Here is a 16101-nt window from a genome sequence, read left to right as displayed (position 1 = left end):
GCTAGCTTATTCGTAGCGCAGTGCATCGGCTGGCTGAATCTGCGCCGCCCGCCAGGACGGGTAAACAGTAGCCAAGAAACTCAGCGTGAACGCCGCGCCACAGATCAGCAGAACATCAGAAAAGAGCAATTCAGAGGGCAGATTGTTGATGAAGTAAACATCCGAACTCATCACCTGCTGGCCGCTAAAGCGCTCAATCCAGCCCACCAACTGGCTGACATTAAGCGCAGCGAGAGTACCCAGCACAGCGCCAATCAGCGTTCCGGTCGCACCAATCACCGTACCTTGCACCATAAAGATGCCCATGATCTGCCCAGGTGTCGCACCCAGCGTACGCAGAATCGCAATATCTGCGCCCTTATCTGCCACCACCATAATCAGCGTGGCGATGATATTGAAAGCCGCGACTGCGACAATCAGCAGGAGCAGCAAGCCAATCATGGTCTTTTCCATTTTCATCGCGCTGAACAGGCTGCCCTGGGTAAGCGTCCAATCGCTGGCTGTGTAGCCCTCGCCCAACCCAGCCACAATTTGTGCCGCCACCTGCGGCGCTTGATAAAGGTCCTTCAGTTTCAGCCGCACGCTCTGCACCTGGCCTGGCTGCATGCGCTGGATATGTGCGGCATCGGCAACGTTGATCAACGCCAGCGAGCTGTCCAGTTCAGCACCGACCTTGAAAATACCCACCACGTTGAGACGCTGCATCCGCGGGCTGATACCGCCCGGCACACTGCTTAGCTCCGGCACGATCAGCGCCAGCTTGTCGCCAATACGCAGCTGGAAACGCCGCGCGGTGATCTCGCCGAGCACCACGCCAAACTCACCCTCACGCAGATCACTCAAGCTACCTTGCTGCATGTGCTCGCCGATAATCGACACCTGCGGCTCCAGCGCCGGATCAATACCATGCAACTGCACTGGCTGCATCGCCCCGCGCACCGAGAGCATGCCCTCCAACTCGGCAAACGGCACCGCCGCCAGCACCTGCGGATTCTGTCGTGCGGCAGCGGCCACCTTCTGCCAATCATCTAGCGGTTTGACCCCGGCAATACTGGCATGCGGCACCATACCGAGGATGCGCGTGCTCATTTCCTTCTGGAAACCGTTCATCACCGACAACACCACGATCATCGCCAAAACGCCAAGAGCCAGACCGATCATCGAGGTCATCGAGATAAACGAAATGAAGTGATTGCGCCGCTTGGCCCCGGTATAGCGGATACCGATAAAGATACTCAGCGGACGAAACATTAGGCAGCCACCAGCTTGCCGTCTTCCAGGCGCAGGATGCGGTCCATCTGCTGCGCCAGAGACATATCGTGGGTCACCACCAAAAATGCCGTTTGCGAGGAGCTACTCAGTTCCTTCATCAGATCCTGAATGCCCTGCGCGGTGTGATGGTCAAGGTTGCCGGTAGGTTCATCGAGCAAGACCAAACCCGGCTGGTTAACCAACGCACGGGCAATCGCCACACGCTGACGCTCGCCACCGGACAGCTCTGACGGCTTGTGCGTCAAGCGATGGCCCAGACCAACCCGCTCCAGTAACGCCGTAGCGCGCTGACGCGCTTCGCTGATCGACGTACGGCCTATCAGCAATGGCATGCACACGTTCTCCAGCGCCGTGAACTCTGGCAGCAAGTGGTGGAACTGATAAACAAAGCCCAACGCGCGATTACGCAGCAAGCCGCGCTGCTTTTCATTCAGCGCCGACAACTCTTCACCCGCCAGCCAAACGCTGCCGGTACTCGGTGTATCCAGACCGCCGAGCATATTCAGCAAGGTACTTTTGCCCGAGCCAGAGCTGCCAACAATCGCCACACGCTCGCCCGGGTGCAGCTCGAGCTGCAGATCCTGCAGCACCACCACCGATTGCGGGCCTTCGTCATAGCTTTTACCGAGGCTGCGACAACTCAACACTGCACGATCTTGCATAACCTGATCACTCATAACGCAAAGCCTCCGCGGGCTGGGTACGGGCCGCGCGCCAGGCCGGATAAAGGGTGGCGAAAAAACTTAGAACCAATGCCGCACCACAGACCATCAGCACGTCCGGCAACATTAATTGCGAAGGTAGATAGTCGATGAAGTAGACATCGGCATTGAGAAACTTGATGCCCAGCAGCCGTTCCAATGCGGCAATCGCACTGCTGATGTTCAGCGCTGCGAGGCAACCCAACACCGCGCCGATCGCCGTACCGAACACGCCAATGACCGTGCCCTGGACCATAAAGATCGCCATGATCTGCCCCGGCGTAGCGCCCAAGGTGCGCAGAATGGCGATATCGCCCTGTTTGTCAGTCACCACCATCACCAAGGTAGAAATGATGTTGAACGCCGCGACCGCGACGATCAGCAACAGTAATAGGCCGATCATGGCTTTTTCCATGCGGATAGCCTGATACAGATTGCCATGAGTGCGGGTCCAGTCGCGGGCATAGTAATCGCCCTCGCCCAAGGTCTGCGCCAACGCCCAGGCGGCACGCGGGGCTTCAAACAGATCAGCAAACTTCAAGCGAATACCCTGTACCTGATCGCTCTGCCAGCGCTGCAGGCGGGCCAGATCCTGGACATGGGTCAGGGCCAAATGGCCGTCAATCTCGCCGGCGCCAACATGAAAGATACCCACCACGGTAAAGCGCTTGAGCCTTGGGAACATGCCGGCAGGCGTGACCGTCACTTCAGGGGCGACGAAAGTGACCTTATCACCCAGTTTCACACCTAACTTGGTGGCGGCCTTGTCACCCAGCACCATGCCAAACTCGCCGGGCTGCAAATCCTCCAGACGACCTTGCTGAAAGAAATTGCCAATGATCGACACCTTGGCTTCCTCAAGTGGATCGACCGCATCGATCAGCACTTTCTGCACCTTGCCATCGTTACTCAGCAAGCCCTGCATCTGACTGAACGGCGCAACCGCCAGCACCTGCGGGTTTTTCTTGGCTTGCTCGGCTAGGCTGCGCCAATCCTTGATCGGCGTGGCGCTTTCCACGGTGGCATGCGGCACCATACCGAGCACGCGGGTGCGCATTTCATGGTCGAAACCGTTCATCACCGACAACACCAAAATCATCACCAGCACGCCAAGTGCCAGCCCGATCATTGAAGTCAGGGAAATAAAGGATACGAAGTGATTGCGGCGCTTGGCCCGCGTGTAGCGCGTGCCAATAAATACAAACAGAGGTCTGAACATGTCGGGGCTGATTCGAGGGAAAAAGAAACGTCCTTGTGGCGGGGCTAGGCAAGCAGCCTTACACTCTGACCATTACTGCTGCCATGGGTTCGCCATGCCGACTCAAGATGAAGAAGATCGCCGCGAATATTATCGTATCGACGATACGATCGCACTGGAATTCACCCAGTTGTCCGGCGCAGAAGCCTTAGCCAGTGACGAACTTCACGACAGTTCACCACTGTTCAACCTGCTCAGTGACCTGCACCTGATGGACTTTGAGTCGCAGCATCTGCTGCGGCACATCAGCGAGCGCGATCGCACCCTGGCCAACTACCTTAAGGTCATGAACAAACGTATCGACCTGCTCGGCCAAGCCGTGGCGCAGAGCCTGTTACGTGATATCGGCGCACCGCGCAAAGTCAGCCTGTCCGAGGGTGGCGTCAGCTTCAACAATCCCCAACCCCTGAGCGTCGGCGAGCATCTGGCAGTGAAGATGGTGCTTATGCCACAAGCACTGGGCCTGCTACTAAGAGCCAAGGTTGTGCATTGCCAACCATTGCCATCAAAACAGTTTGAAATCGGCGCAGAATTCGAAGCCTTGAGTGACGCGCAGCGCCAGTTACTTGCCCGTCATATTCTGCAACGCCAAGCCCTAGAGCGCCGCCAGGCCCGTGAGCTACCGGTACAACCCTGAGAACGCCCATGTCACGCCTGTTTCCTCTTCTCGCCTTGTTATTCACCTGCGCCAACGCACATGCCGAAAACCTGCAAATACCTATCGGACAGCAAGGTACCAGTGAGTTGCGGCTACCGCAGTACGGCGAGTCACAGCGAACAGTATTAGAGCACTTCGGCCTAGCCGATGAAGAACACCCCAGCGTCGGCAATCCGCCGATCACCCGCTGGGACTATCGCGAATTCAGCGTCTACTTCGAAAACACCCACGTCATCAGCAGCGTGCGCCATCACCAGCCCGGTGCTGCCATGCAAAACAAGGAGCCACAGTGACAGTCATTTATGGACATCGCGGCGCCAAAGGCGAGGTGCCGGAAAACACCCTGGCCAGCTTCGAGCAATGCCTGCAACATGGCGTACGGCGCTGCGAGCTGGATCTGCACCTGTCGCGCGACGGCGAGTTGATGGTGATTCACGACCCGACCTTAAAGCGCACCACCGGCCATCGCGGCAAAGTGGTCGAGCATGATGCTGCAGAACTGGTCACCTACGATGCGCGCAAAGGTGGCCCTGGCGCCGTGTCACCCTGCCCTATTCCACGCTTGGAAGAACTGTTTCAACGCTGTGATTTCGAGCACTGGCAGCTGGAAGTCAAAAGCGCCTCAAAGGTCCGCTCGGCGCGCATGGTCAAGGCCATTGCCGAGCTGACTGAGCGTTACAAGCTAGCGGATAAAGTTACCGTAACCTCCAGCTCACGCGAAGTTCTCAGCGCTCTGCAACACCTGACACCACACCTGCAGCGTGGCCTGGTTGCCGAATACGCCTGGCTAGATCCGCTGAAAGTGGCCAAACATTACGGATGCCACTTGCTCGCACTGAACTGGACGCTGTGCACCCCAGAACGCCTGCTAAAGGCGCAGAAAGCCGGCTTGCACGTCTCTGTATGGACGGTCAACGAGCCGACTCTGATGCGCCGCCTGGCAGACTTCGGCGTGAATAGCATCATTACCGACTTCCCCGGAATCGCCGTGCAAACCCTGGGCTAGCGCTGGGGCTGTAGTAAGCGCTCGCGCTTATCCTGCGACATAAAAAAACCGGCCAGCAAGGCCGGTTTTCTCATTAAGCCTGATCAGAAACTTTCACGATTGGCCCAACGCCAGTCGCAAGAGTCGCTGAACGGGTTCTCCCCGGCCGGCTCAGGCCACCGGCCGGAGCCGCTCAAAAAAGCCGGTTAAGGCCATCGAACGCGGCGACTCGATAAGCTTCCGCCATGGTTGGGTAGTTGAAGGTGGTATTGACGAAATACTTGATGCTGTTCGCTTCGCCCTTCTGATTCATGATTGCCTGGCCGATGTGCACAATCTCCGAAGCCTGGTAACCGAAGCAGTGCACGCCAAGTACTTCAAGGGTTTCGCGGTGGAACAAAATCTTCAGCATCCCCACCGGTTCGTGGGCAATCTGCGCGCGGGCCATACCCTTGAAGAACGCTTTGCCCACTTCGTAAGGAATCTTGGCCTGGGTTAGTTCTCGCTCATTTTTACCGATCGAACTGATCTCTGGGATGGTGTAAATGCCGGTAGGCACGTCATCAACAAAGCGCCAGCTGCCATTGTCAACGATGCTGCCAGCAGCCGAACGGCCTTGGTCAGCCGCCGCACTGGCCAGGCTCGGCCAGCCGATCACATCACCCGCCGCGTAGATATTTGGCACTTGGGTACGGTAATTCTGATCGACTTCAATCTGCCCACGGCTGTTTACCTTAATGCCGATATTTTCCAAGCCCAACTGATCGGTATTGCCAGTACGACCGTTACACCAGAGGAAGGCGTCGGCCTTGATCTTCTTGCCGGACTTCAGGTGCAGAACCACGCCGTTCTCCACCCCTTCAACGCTTTCATACTCTTCGTTGTGGCGGATCAGCACGTTGTTATTACGCAGGTGATAACTCAGCGCATCGGAGATTTCCGCATCCAGGAAGCTCAGCAACTGGTCGCGGTTATCAATCAGATCAACCAGCACGCCCAGACCACTGAAAATAGAGGCGTACTCAGAACCGATGACCCCCGCCCCATAGATGATGATCCGGCGCGGTGTGTGCCCCAAACTAAGGATGGTGTCGCTGTCGTAGACACGTGGATGCTGGAAGTCCACATCCACAGGGCGATATGGCCGCGAGCCGGTAGCAATAACGATTTGCTTGGCCACCAACTTCTCAACCACACCATTCGGGCAGACCACTTCGACAGTTTGCTCATCGGCAAAGCTGCCTGTACCGAAAAACATATCAATGCGGTTGCGTGCGTAATAGCCCGTACGCGAGGTGACCTGCTTGGCGATTACCCGCTCGGCGCTTTTCAGTACATCGGGAAAGGAAAACCAACGCGGCTCGCCAATCTGGCGAAACATTGGGTTGGTGTTGAACTGCATAATCTGCCGCACCGAATGGCGCAGCGCCTTGGACGGGATGGTGCCCAAATGCGTGCAGTTACCGCCCACTTCACGGCGGCTATCGACCACAGCCACCTTGCGCCCGGCCTTGGCCGCGTTCATTGCCGCACCTTCACCCGCTGGGCCGGAGCCGAGCACTACTACGTCGTAGTTGTAGACCGCCATGTTTACTCCTTCAGATCACACCGGAGTACTGCTTGAGCACTCTCGGCAGGGCCAGTACTGCGCGTGCAGCCTGACAATCAATGCGTTAGCCGCAGCCTACCCCTTAGGCGGCTGCAGGGCGATCAGCGCTTGCTAGCGTCGTAAGCTAAGCCTTCGGGTTTGGCCTGTGGATCACTGTTAATTTCTTCACATTTTTCACGGCTACCACCACAAATCGAGCACTCTTTCTCGATACCCAGGTTAGCAATACCGCCGCAAGAACCAGCAATTGGCTTGCGCCCCATGATCACGCCCACGGCCATCATGCCGACGACCAGGACCATGACCAAAAAAACCACCACGAACGTCATTTCTCTTCTCCTTCAGCAAATAGCTGCTCGAAAGCCGGGGTGCTCTGCGTGACGAAAGTATCGCCTTCGCGGGTTATGAAGAACGCGGCGATACCCATGCGTTCTGCAAATGCCAAGCCACGCTCAGTGCCCATGACCATGAGTACTGTAGACAAGCCATCGGCCCGTAGGGTCGATTTATCTGCCACCGTTACTGCTGCCAGCGTGTGCGTGATCGGAGCACCGGTCAACGGGTCAAGGGTGTGAGAATAACGGCGGCCGTTTTCCTCAAAGTAATTTCGATAATCACCCGAGGTAGAAATCCCGTAGCCATCCAACTCCAACACCCGCTGGGCCACTCGCTCACCGGTCTGCGGCGCTTCCAGCCCGATACGCCACTGCTGGCCATCGGGCTTTCTACCCGCGGCCTTCAGTTCGCCGGTTATTTCAACCAAGTAGCTGTTAATGCCCAGCTCGGTTAAACGTTGCACAACTCGGTCAACGGTATAACCGGCGGCGATGCTGTTGAAGTCCACTTGAACATCGACGTCCTTGCACAACTGCTCGCCAACACGTCGCAAATACTGCATGCCAACCTGCTCACGGGCAGCGGCTAACTGCTCCGGCGTCGGTACCTTCTCAACGCGCGCTTTAGGCCCAAAACCCCAAAGATTGAGTAATGGCTCAAGGGTCAGGTCAAAAGCCCCCTGACTTTGCTCATTGAGCTCTCGACCCGTTTCAATCAGCTCCAACACTGGCGCAGGCATAACCTGGCAGGTACCCACTGGCGCGTCATTGAACCGCTCAATCACTGAGTCGGCCCGGTAGGTCGACATCTGCTGATCAACCTCAGCCAGGATCGCTTCGGTCTCGCGCTTGAGCAGATCAAGGCTTGGCGAGTCTTTGCTGCGTACGTATTTAATCGAGTAGGTGCTGCCCATAGTCGGGCCACCGAACTCTTCTATTCGCTCTGAAAACCAGCAGCCCGTTAGGGCTGCCAGCAAGCTGACAGCGATAACGGGCCGTAGTACCGCATAGATCATGGTTAGCCGCCGAAGTCGTCGAGCAGGATGTTCTCCTCCTCCACACCCAAATCAACCAGCATTTTGATCACCGCAGCATTCATCATGGGTGGACCGCACATGTAGAACTCGCACTCTTCCGGAGCCGGATGGTCCTTGAGGTAGTTCTCGTACAGTACGTTGTGGATAAAGCCTTTCAGGCCCGTCCAGTTATCTTCTGGCTGCGGGTCAGACAAGGCCAAATGCCACTTGAAGTTAGGGTTTTCGGCCTGCAGCTGATCGTACTCTTCGTTATAGAACGCCTCACGCATAGAGCGTGCGCCGTACCAGAAGCTGATCTTGCGGGTCGATTTCAAACGTTTGAGCTGGTCGAAGATGTGCGAACGCATCGGTGCCATGCCAGCACCGCCACCGATAAACACCATCTCGGCATCGGTGTCTTTGGCAAAGAACTCACCAAAGGGACCGTACACGTCGATCTTGTCACCCGGCTTGAGACTGAACACATAGGACGACATCTTGCCAGGCGGCAAATCATCTTTGCCCGGTGGTGGCGAAGCAATACGGATATTGAACTTCACCAGCCCTACTTCTTCCGGGTAGTTGGCCATGGAGTAAGCACGAATCACGGTCTCCTCGACCTTGGACACGTACTTCCACTGGTTGAACTTGTCCCAGTCACCGCGATATTCCGGTTGGATATCAAAATCCTTGTAGAACACCTCGTGCGGCGGGCATTCCAGCTGCACATAACCACCGGCACGGAAGTCGACGTTCTCGCCTTCAGGCAGTTTCAACGTCAGCTCTTTGATGAAGGTCGCCACGTTGGGGTTGGACTCAACGGTGCATTGCCACTTCTTCACACCGAAGACTTCTTCCGGCACTTCGATCTTCATGTCCTGCTTGACCGGGGTCTGGCAGGACAGACGCCAGCCAGCCTTGGCTTCGCGACGGGTGAATGCAGCCTCTTCGGTTGGCAGCATTTCGCCGCCACCGTGCTCGACCACACACTTGCATTGGGCGCAGGTACCGCCACCGCCGCAAGCCGACGAGAGGAAGATGTTGTTGGCAGCCAGGGTTTGCAGCAACTTGCCGCCCGCCGGAACCACAATGGTTTTTTCGCCGTTGATCTCGATGCTTACGTCACCGCTGGAAACCAGCTTGGCGCGCGCCGCGAGAATGACCAGCACCAACGCCAGCACGATGCCGGTGAACATGCCGATGGCGATGAAAATCTCTAAATTGATCATCTATTCATCCCTTCCTTACAACTGCACGCCAGAGAAGGACATGAAGCCCAGCGACATCAGACCGATGGTGATAAAGGTGATGCCCAATCCCTGCAGGCCGGCCGGTACGTCGCTGTACTTGAGCTTCTCGCGGATGCCTGCCAACGCAGCAATCGCCAGTGCCCAGGACAGACCCGAGCCGAAGCCATACACAGTACTTTCCGCCAGGTTGTAGTCACGCTCGACCATGAACAAGGTGCCGCCCATGATGGCGCAGTTCACCGTAATCAGCGGCAGGAACACGCCCAGGGCGTTGTAGAGGCTCGGTACGTACTTATCCAGGAGCATCTCAAGGATCTGTACGATTGCCGCGATCACACCGATGTAGCTGAGCAGCCCGAGGAAACTCAGGTCCACTTCCGGCAAACCAGCCCAGGCCAGCGCGCCATCTTTCAGCAAGTAGGTGTAGATCAGGTTGTTCGCCGGCACGGTGATAACCTGGACCACGATAACCGCAATGCCCAGGCCAATCGCTGTCTCGACTTTCTTAGAAATGGCAATAAAGGTGCACATGCCAAGGAAGAACGCCAGAGCCATGTTCTCGACGAACACCGCCTTGGCCAGCAAGCTGAGGTAATGCTCCATTAGTAGGCCTCCTTATTCGAGACTTGCGGAGCCATCTTGAAGCTCGGTTTCTCTAGCTGATCTTTCTTCCAGCTACGCAGTGCCCAGATAAACAAACCAATCAGGAAGAACGCCGAAGGTGGCAGCAGCAGCAAGCCATTAGGCTGGTACCAGCCACCATCGTTGATCACCGGGATGATCTCGTAACCCATCAGTTTGCCGGCACCGAACAGCTCGCGGACGATACCCAGCATCACCAGCATGGCGCTGTAACCCAGGCCGTTACCAATACCGTCGAAGAACGACAGTACCGGTGGGTTCTGCATGGCAAAGGCTTCAGCACGGCCCATCACGATGCAGTTGGTGATGATCAGACCGACGAATACCGACAGCTGTTTGGACAGGCTGAAGGCATAAGCCTTGAGCACCTGATCGACGACGATTACCAGCGAGGCAATGATCACCATCTGCACGATCATGCGGATCGAGCTAGGGATCTGGCTGCGAATCATCGAGATAAACAGGTTGGAGAAGCCGGTTACCAGGGTCAGGGCAATCGACATCACCAAAGCAGTTTTCAGGTTCGAGGTCACCGCCAATGCGGAGCAAATACCCAGAATCTGCAAACCAATCGGGTTGTTATTGAAGATCGGGTTAAGCAGGACTTCTTTAATAGTCGGCTGCGACATGATTAAGCCTCCCCTGCGCGCAGGTTAGCGATAAACGGACCAAAACCGTTCTGACCCAGCCAGAACTTCAGCAGGTTATCCACGCCCTTGCTGGTCAGCGTCGCGCCAGCCAGTGCGTCAACCTGGTGAATGGCTTTAGGGCTTTGCGGATCAACACCACCCTTGACCACGGCGACCGACAGTTTGCCGTTTTCATCGAACAGGGTTTTACCCAGCCACTGGGCCTTCCACTTAGGGTTATCCACCTCGCCACCCAGACCCGGGGTCTCGGCGTGCTGGTAGAAGCCCATACCGGCAACCGTATTAAGGTCGCCCTTGATGGCAATAAAGCCATACAGGGTGGACCACAGGCCGTAACCGCGCACCGGCATGATCAGCGTGTCCAACTGGCCATCTTTCTCCACCACATAAACTGTGGTGTAGCGCTCCAAGCGCTTGATCGACGCGATGTCCTTATCGGCGCTAAGTGCGCTGGACAGTTTAGGGTCCTTGGCAGCTTTCAACGGGTCAAAGGTCAGCGGGTCCTTGGCGTCGGAGAATTTGCCGGTTTCCAGGTCAACCAACTTGGCTGTCACAGTCCCCTTGAACATCTCTTTGACTTGCGCGCTAGGCATGTTCGGCTGCCCCAACCCGGCAATTGCCAGGATGCTGCGCTGCTTGTCCAGCTGACGGTTTTCTACCTGGGTCGGTTTCAGTGCAATCGCTGCACCGGCGACAAATACCGAGCACACCAGGCACACCAACAGGGCTACCACCAAGGTGCGGACGGTGGATTCTTTTTGACTAGACATTACGTGCCAGCCTCCGCTTGATATTGGCTTGAACGACGAAGTGGTCGATCAGCGGCGCGAACAGGTTAGCGAACAGGATCGCCAGCATCATGCCCTCTGGGAAGGCCGGGTTGACCACACGGATCATCACAACCATCACGCCGATCAACGCACCAAAGATCCATTTGCCGGTATTGGTCATGGACGATGACACCGGGTCCGTGGCCATAAACAGCATGCCAAAGGCAAAACCACCAACGACCAAGTGCCAGTACCACGGCATGGCGAACATCGGATTGGTGTTCGAGCCAAGCGTATTGAGCAGCAGGCTGAAGCCGATCATGCCCAGCATCACCCCGGTGACGATCCGCCAGGAGGCAATTTTGGTAATCAGCAGCACACCGCCACCAATCAACAGGGCCAACGTACTGGTCTCACCCATGGAGCCCTGGATCGTACCGAAGAATGCGTCCATCCATGTGATGCCGTGGTTAACCACGTTTTCAACACCACCGGCAGCAGCCAGGCTCAACGAAGTTGCACCGGCAAAGCCATCAACTGCGGTCCATACCGCATCACCGGACATTTGCGCCGGGTAGGCGAAGAACAGGAAAGCACGGCCAGTCAGCGCAGGGTTGAGGAAGTTTTTCCCCGTACCACCGAACACTTCCTTGCCGATCACCACGCCGAAGCTGATACCCAGTGCAACCTGCCACAGCGGAATGCTTGGCGGCAGAATCAGGGCAAACAGCACGGAGGTCACAAAGAAGCCTTCGTTGACTTCGTGCTTGCGGATCGAAGCGAACAAAACTTCCCAGAAGCCGCCGACGATGAACGTCACCGCATAAACTGGCAGGAAGTAAGCGGCACCCTGAATGAAGTTATCCCACAGGCTATTCGGATCAAAACCAGCCAGCGAGCCAATCAGCGCAAAGCGCCAGCCTTCTTGCGCAGCCAGTAAATCCGGGCTGTTGGAGAAGATCAGGTTGGCCTGGTAACCAGTGTTCCACATACCAAAAAACATGGCAGGAAAGGTACACAGCCACACGGTGATCATCATGCGTTTGAGGTCGATGCCGTCACGCACGTGAGCCGTGGTCTTGGTTACGCTGCTAGGGCGATAGAAGAAGGTGTCGACAGCCTCATACAAGGCATACCACTTCTCGTATTTGCCGCCCTTTTCAAAGTTGTGCTCGATCTTGTCGAGAAATGCACGGATACCCATGACTTAACCTTCCTTCTCGATGCGGGCGAGGTTATCGCGCAGAATCGGGCCGTATTCATACTTGCCGGCACATACATAGGTGCACAGCGCCAGGTCTTCTTCGTCGAGTTCCAGGCAACCGAGCTTTTGCGCCATTTCGGTATCACCGACGATCAGATAGCGCAGTAGTTGAGTCGGCAGAATATCCAGCGGCATCACGGCTTCGTAATTACCCACCGGCACCATGGCGCGCGGGCTGCCGTTGGTGGTGGTGGAGAAGGCAAACTTCTTCGCCGCCATCAGCTTGGAGACGAAAATATTCATCACCGAGTGCTTATTCACCCCAGCACGCAGGTAATGCATCAGCTCACGCTCGTTACCCTCTGCCAGGCAAGACACCTGCATGTGATAGCGACCAAGGAAAGCAAATGCCCCCTGTGCGGTGCGACCACCCAGTACAGACCCAGAAATCACCCGATTAGAACCCGGCTGCAACTGACCAGCGGTCAACTCAGTCAGGCTTGCGCCCAGACGAGTAAGCAGCAGACGCGGTTGCTCAACCACAGGACCGGCCAATGCGACAACGCGCTCAACCCAGAGTTGTCCGGTAGTGAATAGCTTGCCGATGGCGATTACGTCTTGATAGTTGAGCGACCAGACACTCTTGGTGGCGCTAACCGGATCAAGGAAGTGAATATGCGTACCCGCCAACCCAGCTGGGTGCGGGCCGGCAAAAGCCTCAGCCTGGACCTTATTCAACTGCTCGCCGGGCAAGGTTTTGCCGTCGGCTTTGCAGAGGAACACCTTGGCTAGGTTGCTCAAAACCTGCAGCCCGTGCTCAAAATCAGCGGCGTATTCAGCGATCACCACAGACGGATCGGCTGCCAGCGGATGAGTATCAATGGCCGTGACAAAAATAGAGCTAGGCTGGGCATCTACGGCCGGCACTTTGCTCAGCGGGCGCGTCCGTAGCGCGGTCCACAGACCTGACTGCTGCAGGACCTCACGCACTTTCGCGTCGCCAACAGTTGCCAGTTGCTCAGCGCTAAATGCGTCAAAGGTAATTTGCTCATCACCCTCAACATCAATCACTACCGATTGCAGTACACGCTTCTCACCGCGATGAATCGCGCTGATTACGCCTGCTGCCGGAGCGGTGTATTGCACGCCTGGCGACTTCTTATCAGAGAACAGCACCTGACCAAGCTTGACTCGATCACCGACCTGAACCTCCATCGAAGGCTTCATACCGTGATAATCGAAGCCGATGACGGCGACGCTACGCACAGGCCTTGCAGCCTCAATGCGCTGCACCGGCACGCCGGTTATGGGCAAATCAAGCCCATGTTTTATGTTGATCATAGGTTTGCCTAACCACTGATTTATAAGCTTTTTTAGAATACGGACGACACCAACGTAAAAAACGTGGCACAACACCAACAAAATAACGCGGGCGTTGAGCAGGGTGTCGGTCGCGAGGAAAAATCCGGCCGATTATAAAGCGCTGCCTCTGCCAGTGACCACCCAAGCGCTTGCTTTTATCCGGTTTAACCGTAACAGAAGGCAACAGATCGCGGCTTGACGGCAAAGTCGGAGCGCGAGACATAGCAACAACGGACTAAATGGAGCCTCACCCATGCGCCTATTACTGGTGCTCAGCACTTTATTACTGCTGAGCGGCGAATCACTCGCCAACAACCTGGAACGCCTACAAGAGGCCAATTTCCCAATTACCCACGCCCTTGAGCAAAGCAATCTGGAACGAAAGAACCAGAGCGTATTGAACTACCTATGGGTTGACGTCTACGCCGCCGCTTTCTACGCCCCACCTCAGGCTACAGCGAGCCAAGCGATCGCCAAACCACTGAGCCAACGCTTGGAGCTTTACTACTTTCGCAACATCGACAGCCAAGACGTGATCAAGGCCGCCTGGGTCACCCTCGAACGTCAACACGACGTAGCCACACTGGAGCGCCTACGCCCAGGCATCGATGCCCTGCACGCCACCTTTCGCGACATCCGCCGCGGCGACCGCTACGCTTTGAATTTCAATACTGACAGCGGTCTGAGCCTGGAAGTGAATGGCAAAACCGCCTATGCCAGCCAGGACACTAAATTGGCCAAAGCCTACCTAGGTATTTGGCTATCACCCAACGGCCTGTCAGATAAGCTGCGCACCAGCCTATTGGCTGATTAGGCATAAATTTCAGCCAATAAAAAACGGGAGCCTTAGCTCCCGTTTTTATCAACACGCGTCGTTTAGCGCGGGAAAGCAGGCGGGTTAACCCCAGCCATATCTTCCATCACACGCACCACCTGACAGCTATAACCGAACTCGTTGTCGTACCACACGTACAGCACAACGCGGTTGTCGTTGCAGATAGTGGCTTCAGCATCGACCACACCGGCATGACGCGAACCAACGAAGTCAGTCGAAACAACTTCCTGCGACTGCACGAAATCGATCTGCTTCTGCAGATCCGAGTGCATGGCCATCTGGCGCAGGTACTCGTTGATCTCTTCGCGGCTGGTGGCTTTCTCAAGGTTGAGGTTGAGAATGGCCATCGACACGTTCGGCGTTGGTACGCGAATCGCGTTACCGGTCAGCTTGCCCTTCAACACGGGCAGTGCCTTGGCCGCCGCAGTGGCTGCGCCGGTTTCGCTGATTACCATGTTCAACGGAGCCGAACGACCACGACGATCACCCTTGTGGAAGTTGTCAATCAAGTTCTGGTCGTTGGTGTACGAGTGAACAGTTTCGACGTGACCATTGGCGATGCCGTACTGATCATTGATCGCCTTGAGCACCGGCACGATGGCGTTAGTGGTGCAAGAAGCGGCCGAGATGATCTTGTCATCCGCAGTGATCTCGCTGTGGTTAACGCCGTGCACGATGTTCTTCAGCGCCCCCTTGCCCGGCGCAGTCAGCACCACGCGATCGACACCCGGGCAGGCCAGATGCTGACCCAAACCCTCAGCGTCACGCCATACACCGGTGTTATCCACCAGCAACGCGTTTTTGATGCCGTACTGGGTGTAATCGACTTCTTTCGGATCTTTGGCGTAGATCACCTGAATCAGGTTGCCATTGGCAGTGATGGTGTTGCTGGCCTCATCAATAGTGATGGTGCCGTCGAACGGGCCGTGGACCGAATCGCGACGCAGCAAGCTGGCGCGCTTGGACAGATCGTTGTTTGCACCTTTGCGCACAACAATGGCGCGCAGACGCAGGCCATCACCACCACCGGTTTTCTCGATCAGGATGCGCGCCAGCAGGCGGCCGATACGACCGAAGCCGTAGAGCACGACATCAGTGCCTTCACGGGCTGCGCTGTTCTGGCTGCCGGCTACTTCGACCAGCTCGTCTTTAACGAACTGTTCGATGCTACGGCCTTTACCGTCAGCCTTAAACTTGCTGACCATCTTGCCCAAATCCACCGATGCCGCACCCAGCTTGAGCTCGGTCATGGTTTTCAGGATTGGGAAGGTTTCGTGCACCGACAACTCACTGCCGTCAGCCAAGCGGTGACGGGCGAAACGGTGGGCTTTAAGAATGTCGATCACCGAACGGTTGATCAAACCACGGCCGTAGATCGAGGTGACCACGTTGTTGTTACGGTAGAGCTGGCCAATCATCGGAATCATCGCTTCCGCAAGGGCTTCTCGATCGATCCACTCACCGAGACACTGGTCGGGCTTCTGAGTCACGGGCAGTACCTTCCACATGTAGGGGCTGAAAAAAGGGGCTACATTATGACGGCGCAAGCACGCA

The 16101-nt window shown here is 56.3% G+C and carries 17 protein-coding genes; 4 read left to right on the top strand and 13 right to left on the bottom strand.

Annotated features, from left to right (window positions below; translation table 11 throughout):
• Positions 1-6: 6 nt before the first annotated feature.
• Genes VCA57_RS11810 through VCA57_RS11800 form a run of 3 tightly spaced genes read right to left on the bottom strand, consistent with a single transcriptional unit; the run spans position 7 to position 3192 of the window.
• Positions 7-1251, bottom strand: a complete 1245-nt coding sequence (locus tag VCA57_RS11810; RefSeq protein WP_411185216.1) for a lipoprotein-releasing ABC transporter permease subunit — start codon at positions 1249-1251, stop codon at positions 7-9.
• Entirely contained in the window at positions 1251-1934 is a 684-nt protein-coding gene (lolD, locus tag VCA57_RS11805) for a lipoprotein-releasing ABC transporter ATP-binding protein LolD (RefSeq protein WP_411185518.1), read from the bottom strand. Before lolD ends, VCA57_RS11810 begins: the two co-directional genes overlap by 1 nt.
• 7 nt (positions 1935-1941) lie before the next feature.
• Entirely contained in the window at positions 1942-3192 is a 1251-nt protein-coding gene (locus tag VCA57_RS11800; RefSeq protein WP_411185215.1) for a lipoprotein-releasing ABC transporter permease subunit, read from the bottom strand.
• A gap of 94 nt (positions 3193-3286) precedes the next feature.
• Here VCA57_RS11800 and VCA57_RS11795 point away from each other — a divergent pair, with 94 nt between their 5' ends.
• The 3 genes from VCA57_RS11795 to VCA57_RS11785 are packed head-to-tail and all read left to right on the top strand — an operon-like array spanning position 3287 to position 4895.
• Positions 3287-3868: a PilZ domain-containing protein gene (locus VCA57_RS11795; protein ID WP_411185214.1), complete on the top strand. Its 582-nt coding sequence runs from the start codon at positions 3287-3289 to the stop codon at positions 3866-3868.
• An 8-nt stretch (positions 3869-3876) separates the two neighbouring features.
• The gene (locus tag VCA57_RS11790) at positions 3877-4182 is read left to right on the top strand and encodes a phosphodiesterase (RefSeq protein WP_411185213.1); all 306 of its coding nucleotides are present in this window, start codon (positions 3877-3879) and stop codon (positions 4180-4182) included.
• Positions 4179-4895, top strand: coding sequence for a glycerophosphodiester phosphodiesterase (locus tag VCA57_RS11785; RefSeq protein WP_411185212.1), 717 nt, complete (start codon positions 4179-4181; stop codon positions 4893-4895). The genes VCA57_RS11790 and VCA57_RS11785 overlap by 4 nt, the downstream gene beginning before the upstream one ends.
• Positions 4896-5067: 172 nt before the next feature.
• Here the strand turns inward: VCA57_RS11785 and sthA are convergent, their stop codons facing one another.
• The 9 genes from sthA to VCA57_RS11740 all read right to left on the bottom strand — a co-directional run bounded on the left by sthA (position 5068) and on the right by VCA57_RS11740 (position 13691).
• Complete coding sequence (gene sthA / locus VCA57_RS11780) at positions 5068-6462, bottom strand: Si-specific NAD(P)(+) transhydrogenase (protein ID WP_411185211.1); 1395 nt, start codon at positions 6460-6462, stop codon at positions 5068-5070.
• 122 nt (positions 6463-6584) lie between these two features.
• Positions 6585-6812 (bottom strand): (Na+)-NQR maturation NqrM, encoded by a 228-nt coding sequence (nqrM, locus tag VCA57_RS11775; protein ID WP_411185210.1) that lies wholly within the window; start codon positions 6810-6812, stop codon positions 6585-6587.
• Positions 6809-7834 carry an FAD:protein FMN transferase gene (locus VCA57_RS11770; RefSeq protein ID WP_411185209.1) on the bottom strand — a complete coding sequence of 342 codons (1026 nt, stop codon included), beginning with the start codon at positions 7832-7834 and terminating at the stop codon, positions 6809-6811. Before VCA57_RS11770 ends, nqrM begins: the two co-directional genes overlap by 4 nt.
• 2 nt (positions 7835-7836) lie before the next feature.
• On the bottom strand, positions 7837-9063 hold the full coding sequence (nqrF, locus tag VCA57_RS11765; RefSeq protein ID WP_411185208.1) for an NADH:ubiquinone reductase (Na(+)-transporting) subunit F: 1227 nt from the start codon (positions 9061-9063) through the stop codon (positions 7837-7839).
• A gap of 15 nt (positions 9064-9078) precedes the next feature.
• Entirely contained in the window at positions 9079-9687 is a 609-nt protein-coding gene (gene nqrE / locus VCA57_RS11760) for an NADH:ubiquinone reductase (Na(+)-transporting) subunit E (RefSeq protein ID WP_090238197.1), read from the bottom strand.
• Complete coding sequence (locus tag VCA57_RS11755) at positions 9687-10355, bottom strand: NADH:ubiquinone reductase (Na(+)-transporting) subunit D (protein ID WP_411185207.1); 669 nt, start codon at positions 10353-10355, stop codon at positions 9687-9689. Before VCA57_RS11755 ends, nqrE begins: the two co-directional genes overlap by 1 nt.
• Before the next feature lie 2 nt (positions 10356-10357).
• Positions 10358-11146: a Na(+)-translocating NADH-quinone reductase subunit C gene (locus tag VCA57_RS11750; protein ID WP_411185206.1), complete on the bottom strand. Its 789-nt coding sequence runs from the start codon at positions 11144-11146 to the stop codon at positions 10358-10360.
• The gene (locus VCA57_RS11745) at positions 11139-12350 is read right to left on the bottom strand and encodes an NADH:ubiquinone reductase (Na(+)-transporting) subunit B (protein ID WP_411185205.1); all 1212 of its coding nucleotides are present in this window, start codon (positions 12348-12350) and stop codon (positions 11139-11141) included. Before VCA57_RS11745 ends, VCA57_RS11750 begins: the two co-directional genes overlap by 8 nt.
• Positions 12351-12353: 3 nt before the next feature.
• Complete coding sequence (locus VCA57_RS11740) at positions 12354-13691, bottom strand: Na(+)-translocating NADH-quinone reductase subunit A (RefSeq protein WP_411185204.1); 1338 nt, start codon at positions 13689-13691, stop codon at positions 12354-12356.
• A 274-nt stretch (positions 13692-13965) separates the two neighbouring features.
• Between VCA57_RS11740 and VCA57_RS11735 the strand changes: the two genes are divergently transcribed.
• Positions 13966-14526: a chalcone isomerase family protein gene (locus VCA57_RS11735; RefSeq protein ID WP_411185203.1), complete on the top strand. Its 561-nt coding sequence runs from the start codon at positions 13966-13968 to the stop codon at positions 14524-14526.
• Positions 14527-14588: 62 nt separating this feature from the next.
• Here the strand turns inward: VCA57_RS11735 and VCA57_RS11730 are convergent, their stop codons facing one another.
• Positions 14589-16055, bottom strand: coding sequence for a glyceraldehyde-3-phosphate dehydrogenase (locus VCA57_RS11730; RefSeq protein WP_411185202.1), 1467 nt, complete (start codon positions 16053-16055; stop codon positions 14589-14591).
• Between the last annotated feature and the right edge of the window lie 46 nt (positions 16056-16101).

Source organism: Pseudomonas sp., assembly GCF_046581935.1.
Lineage (GTDB): Bacteria > Pseudomonadota > Gammaproteobacteria > Pseudomonadales > Pseudomonadaceae > Aquipseudomonas.
The sequence above is the reverse complement of the archived record's forward strand: the minus strand, read 5'-3'. Positions and strand labels throughout refer to the sequence as shown.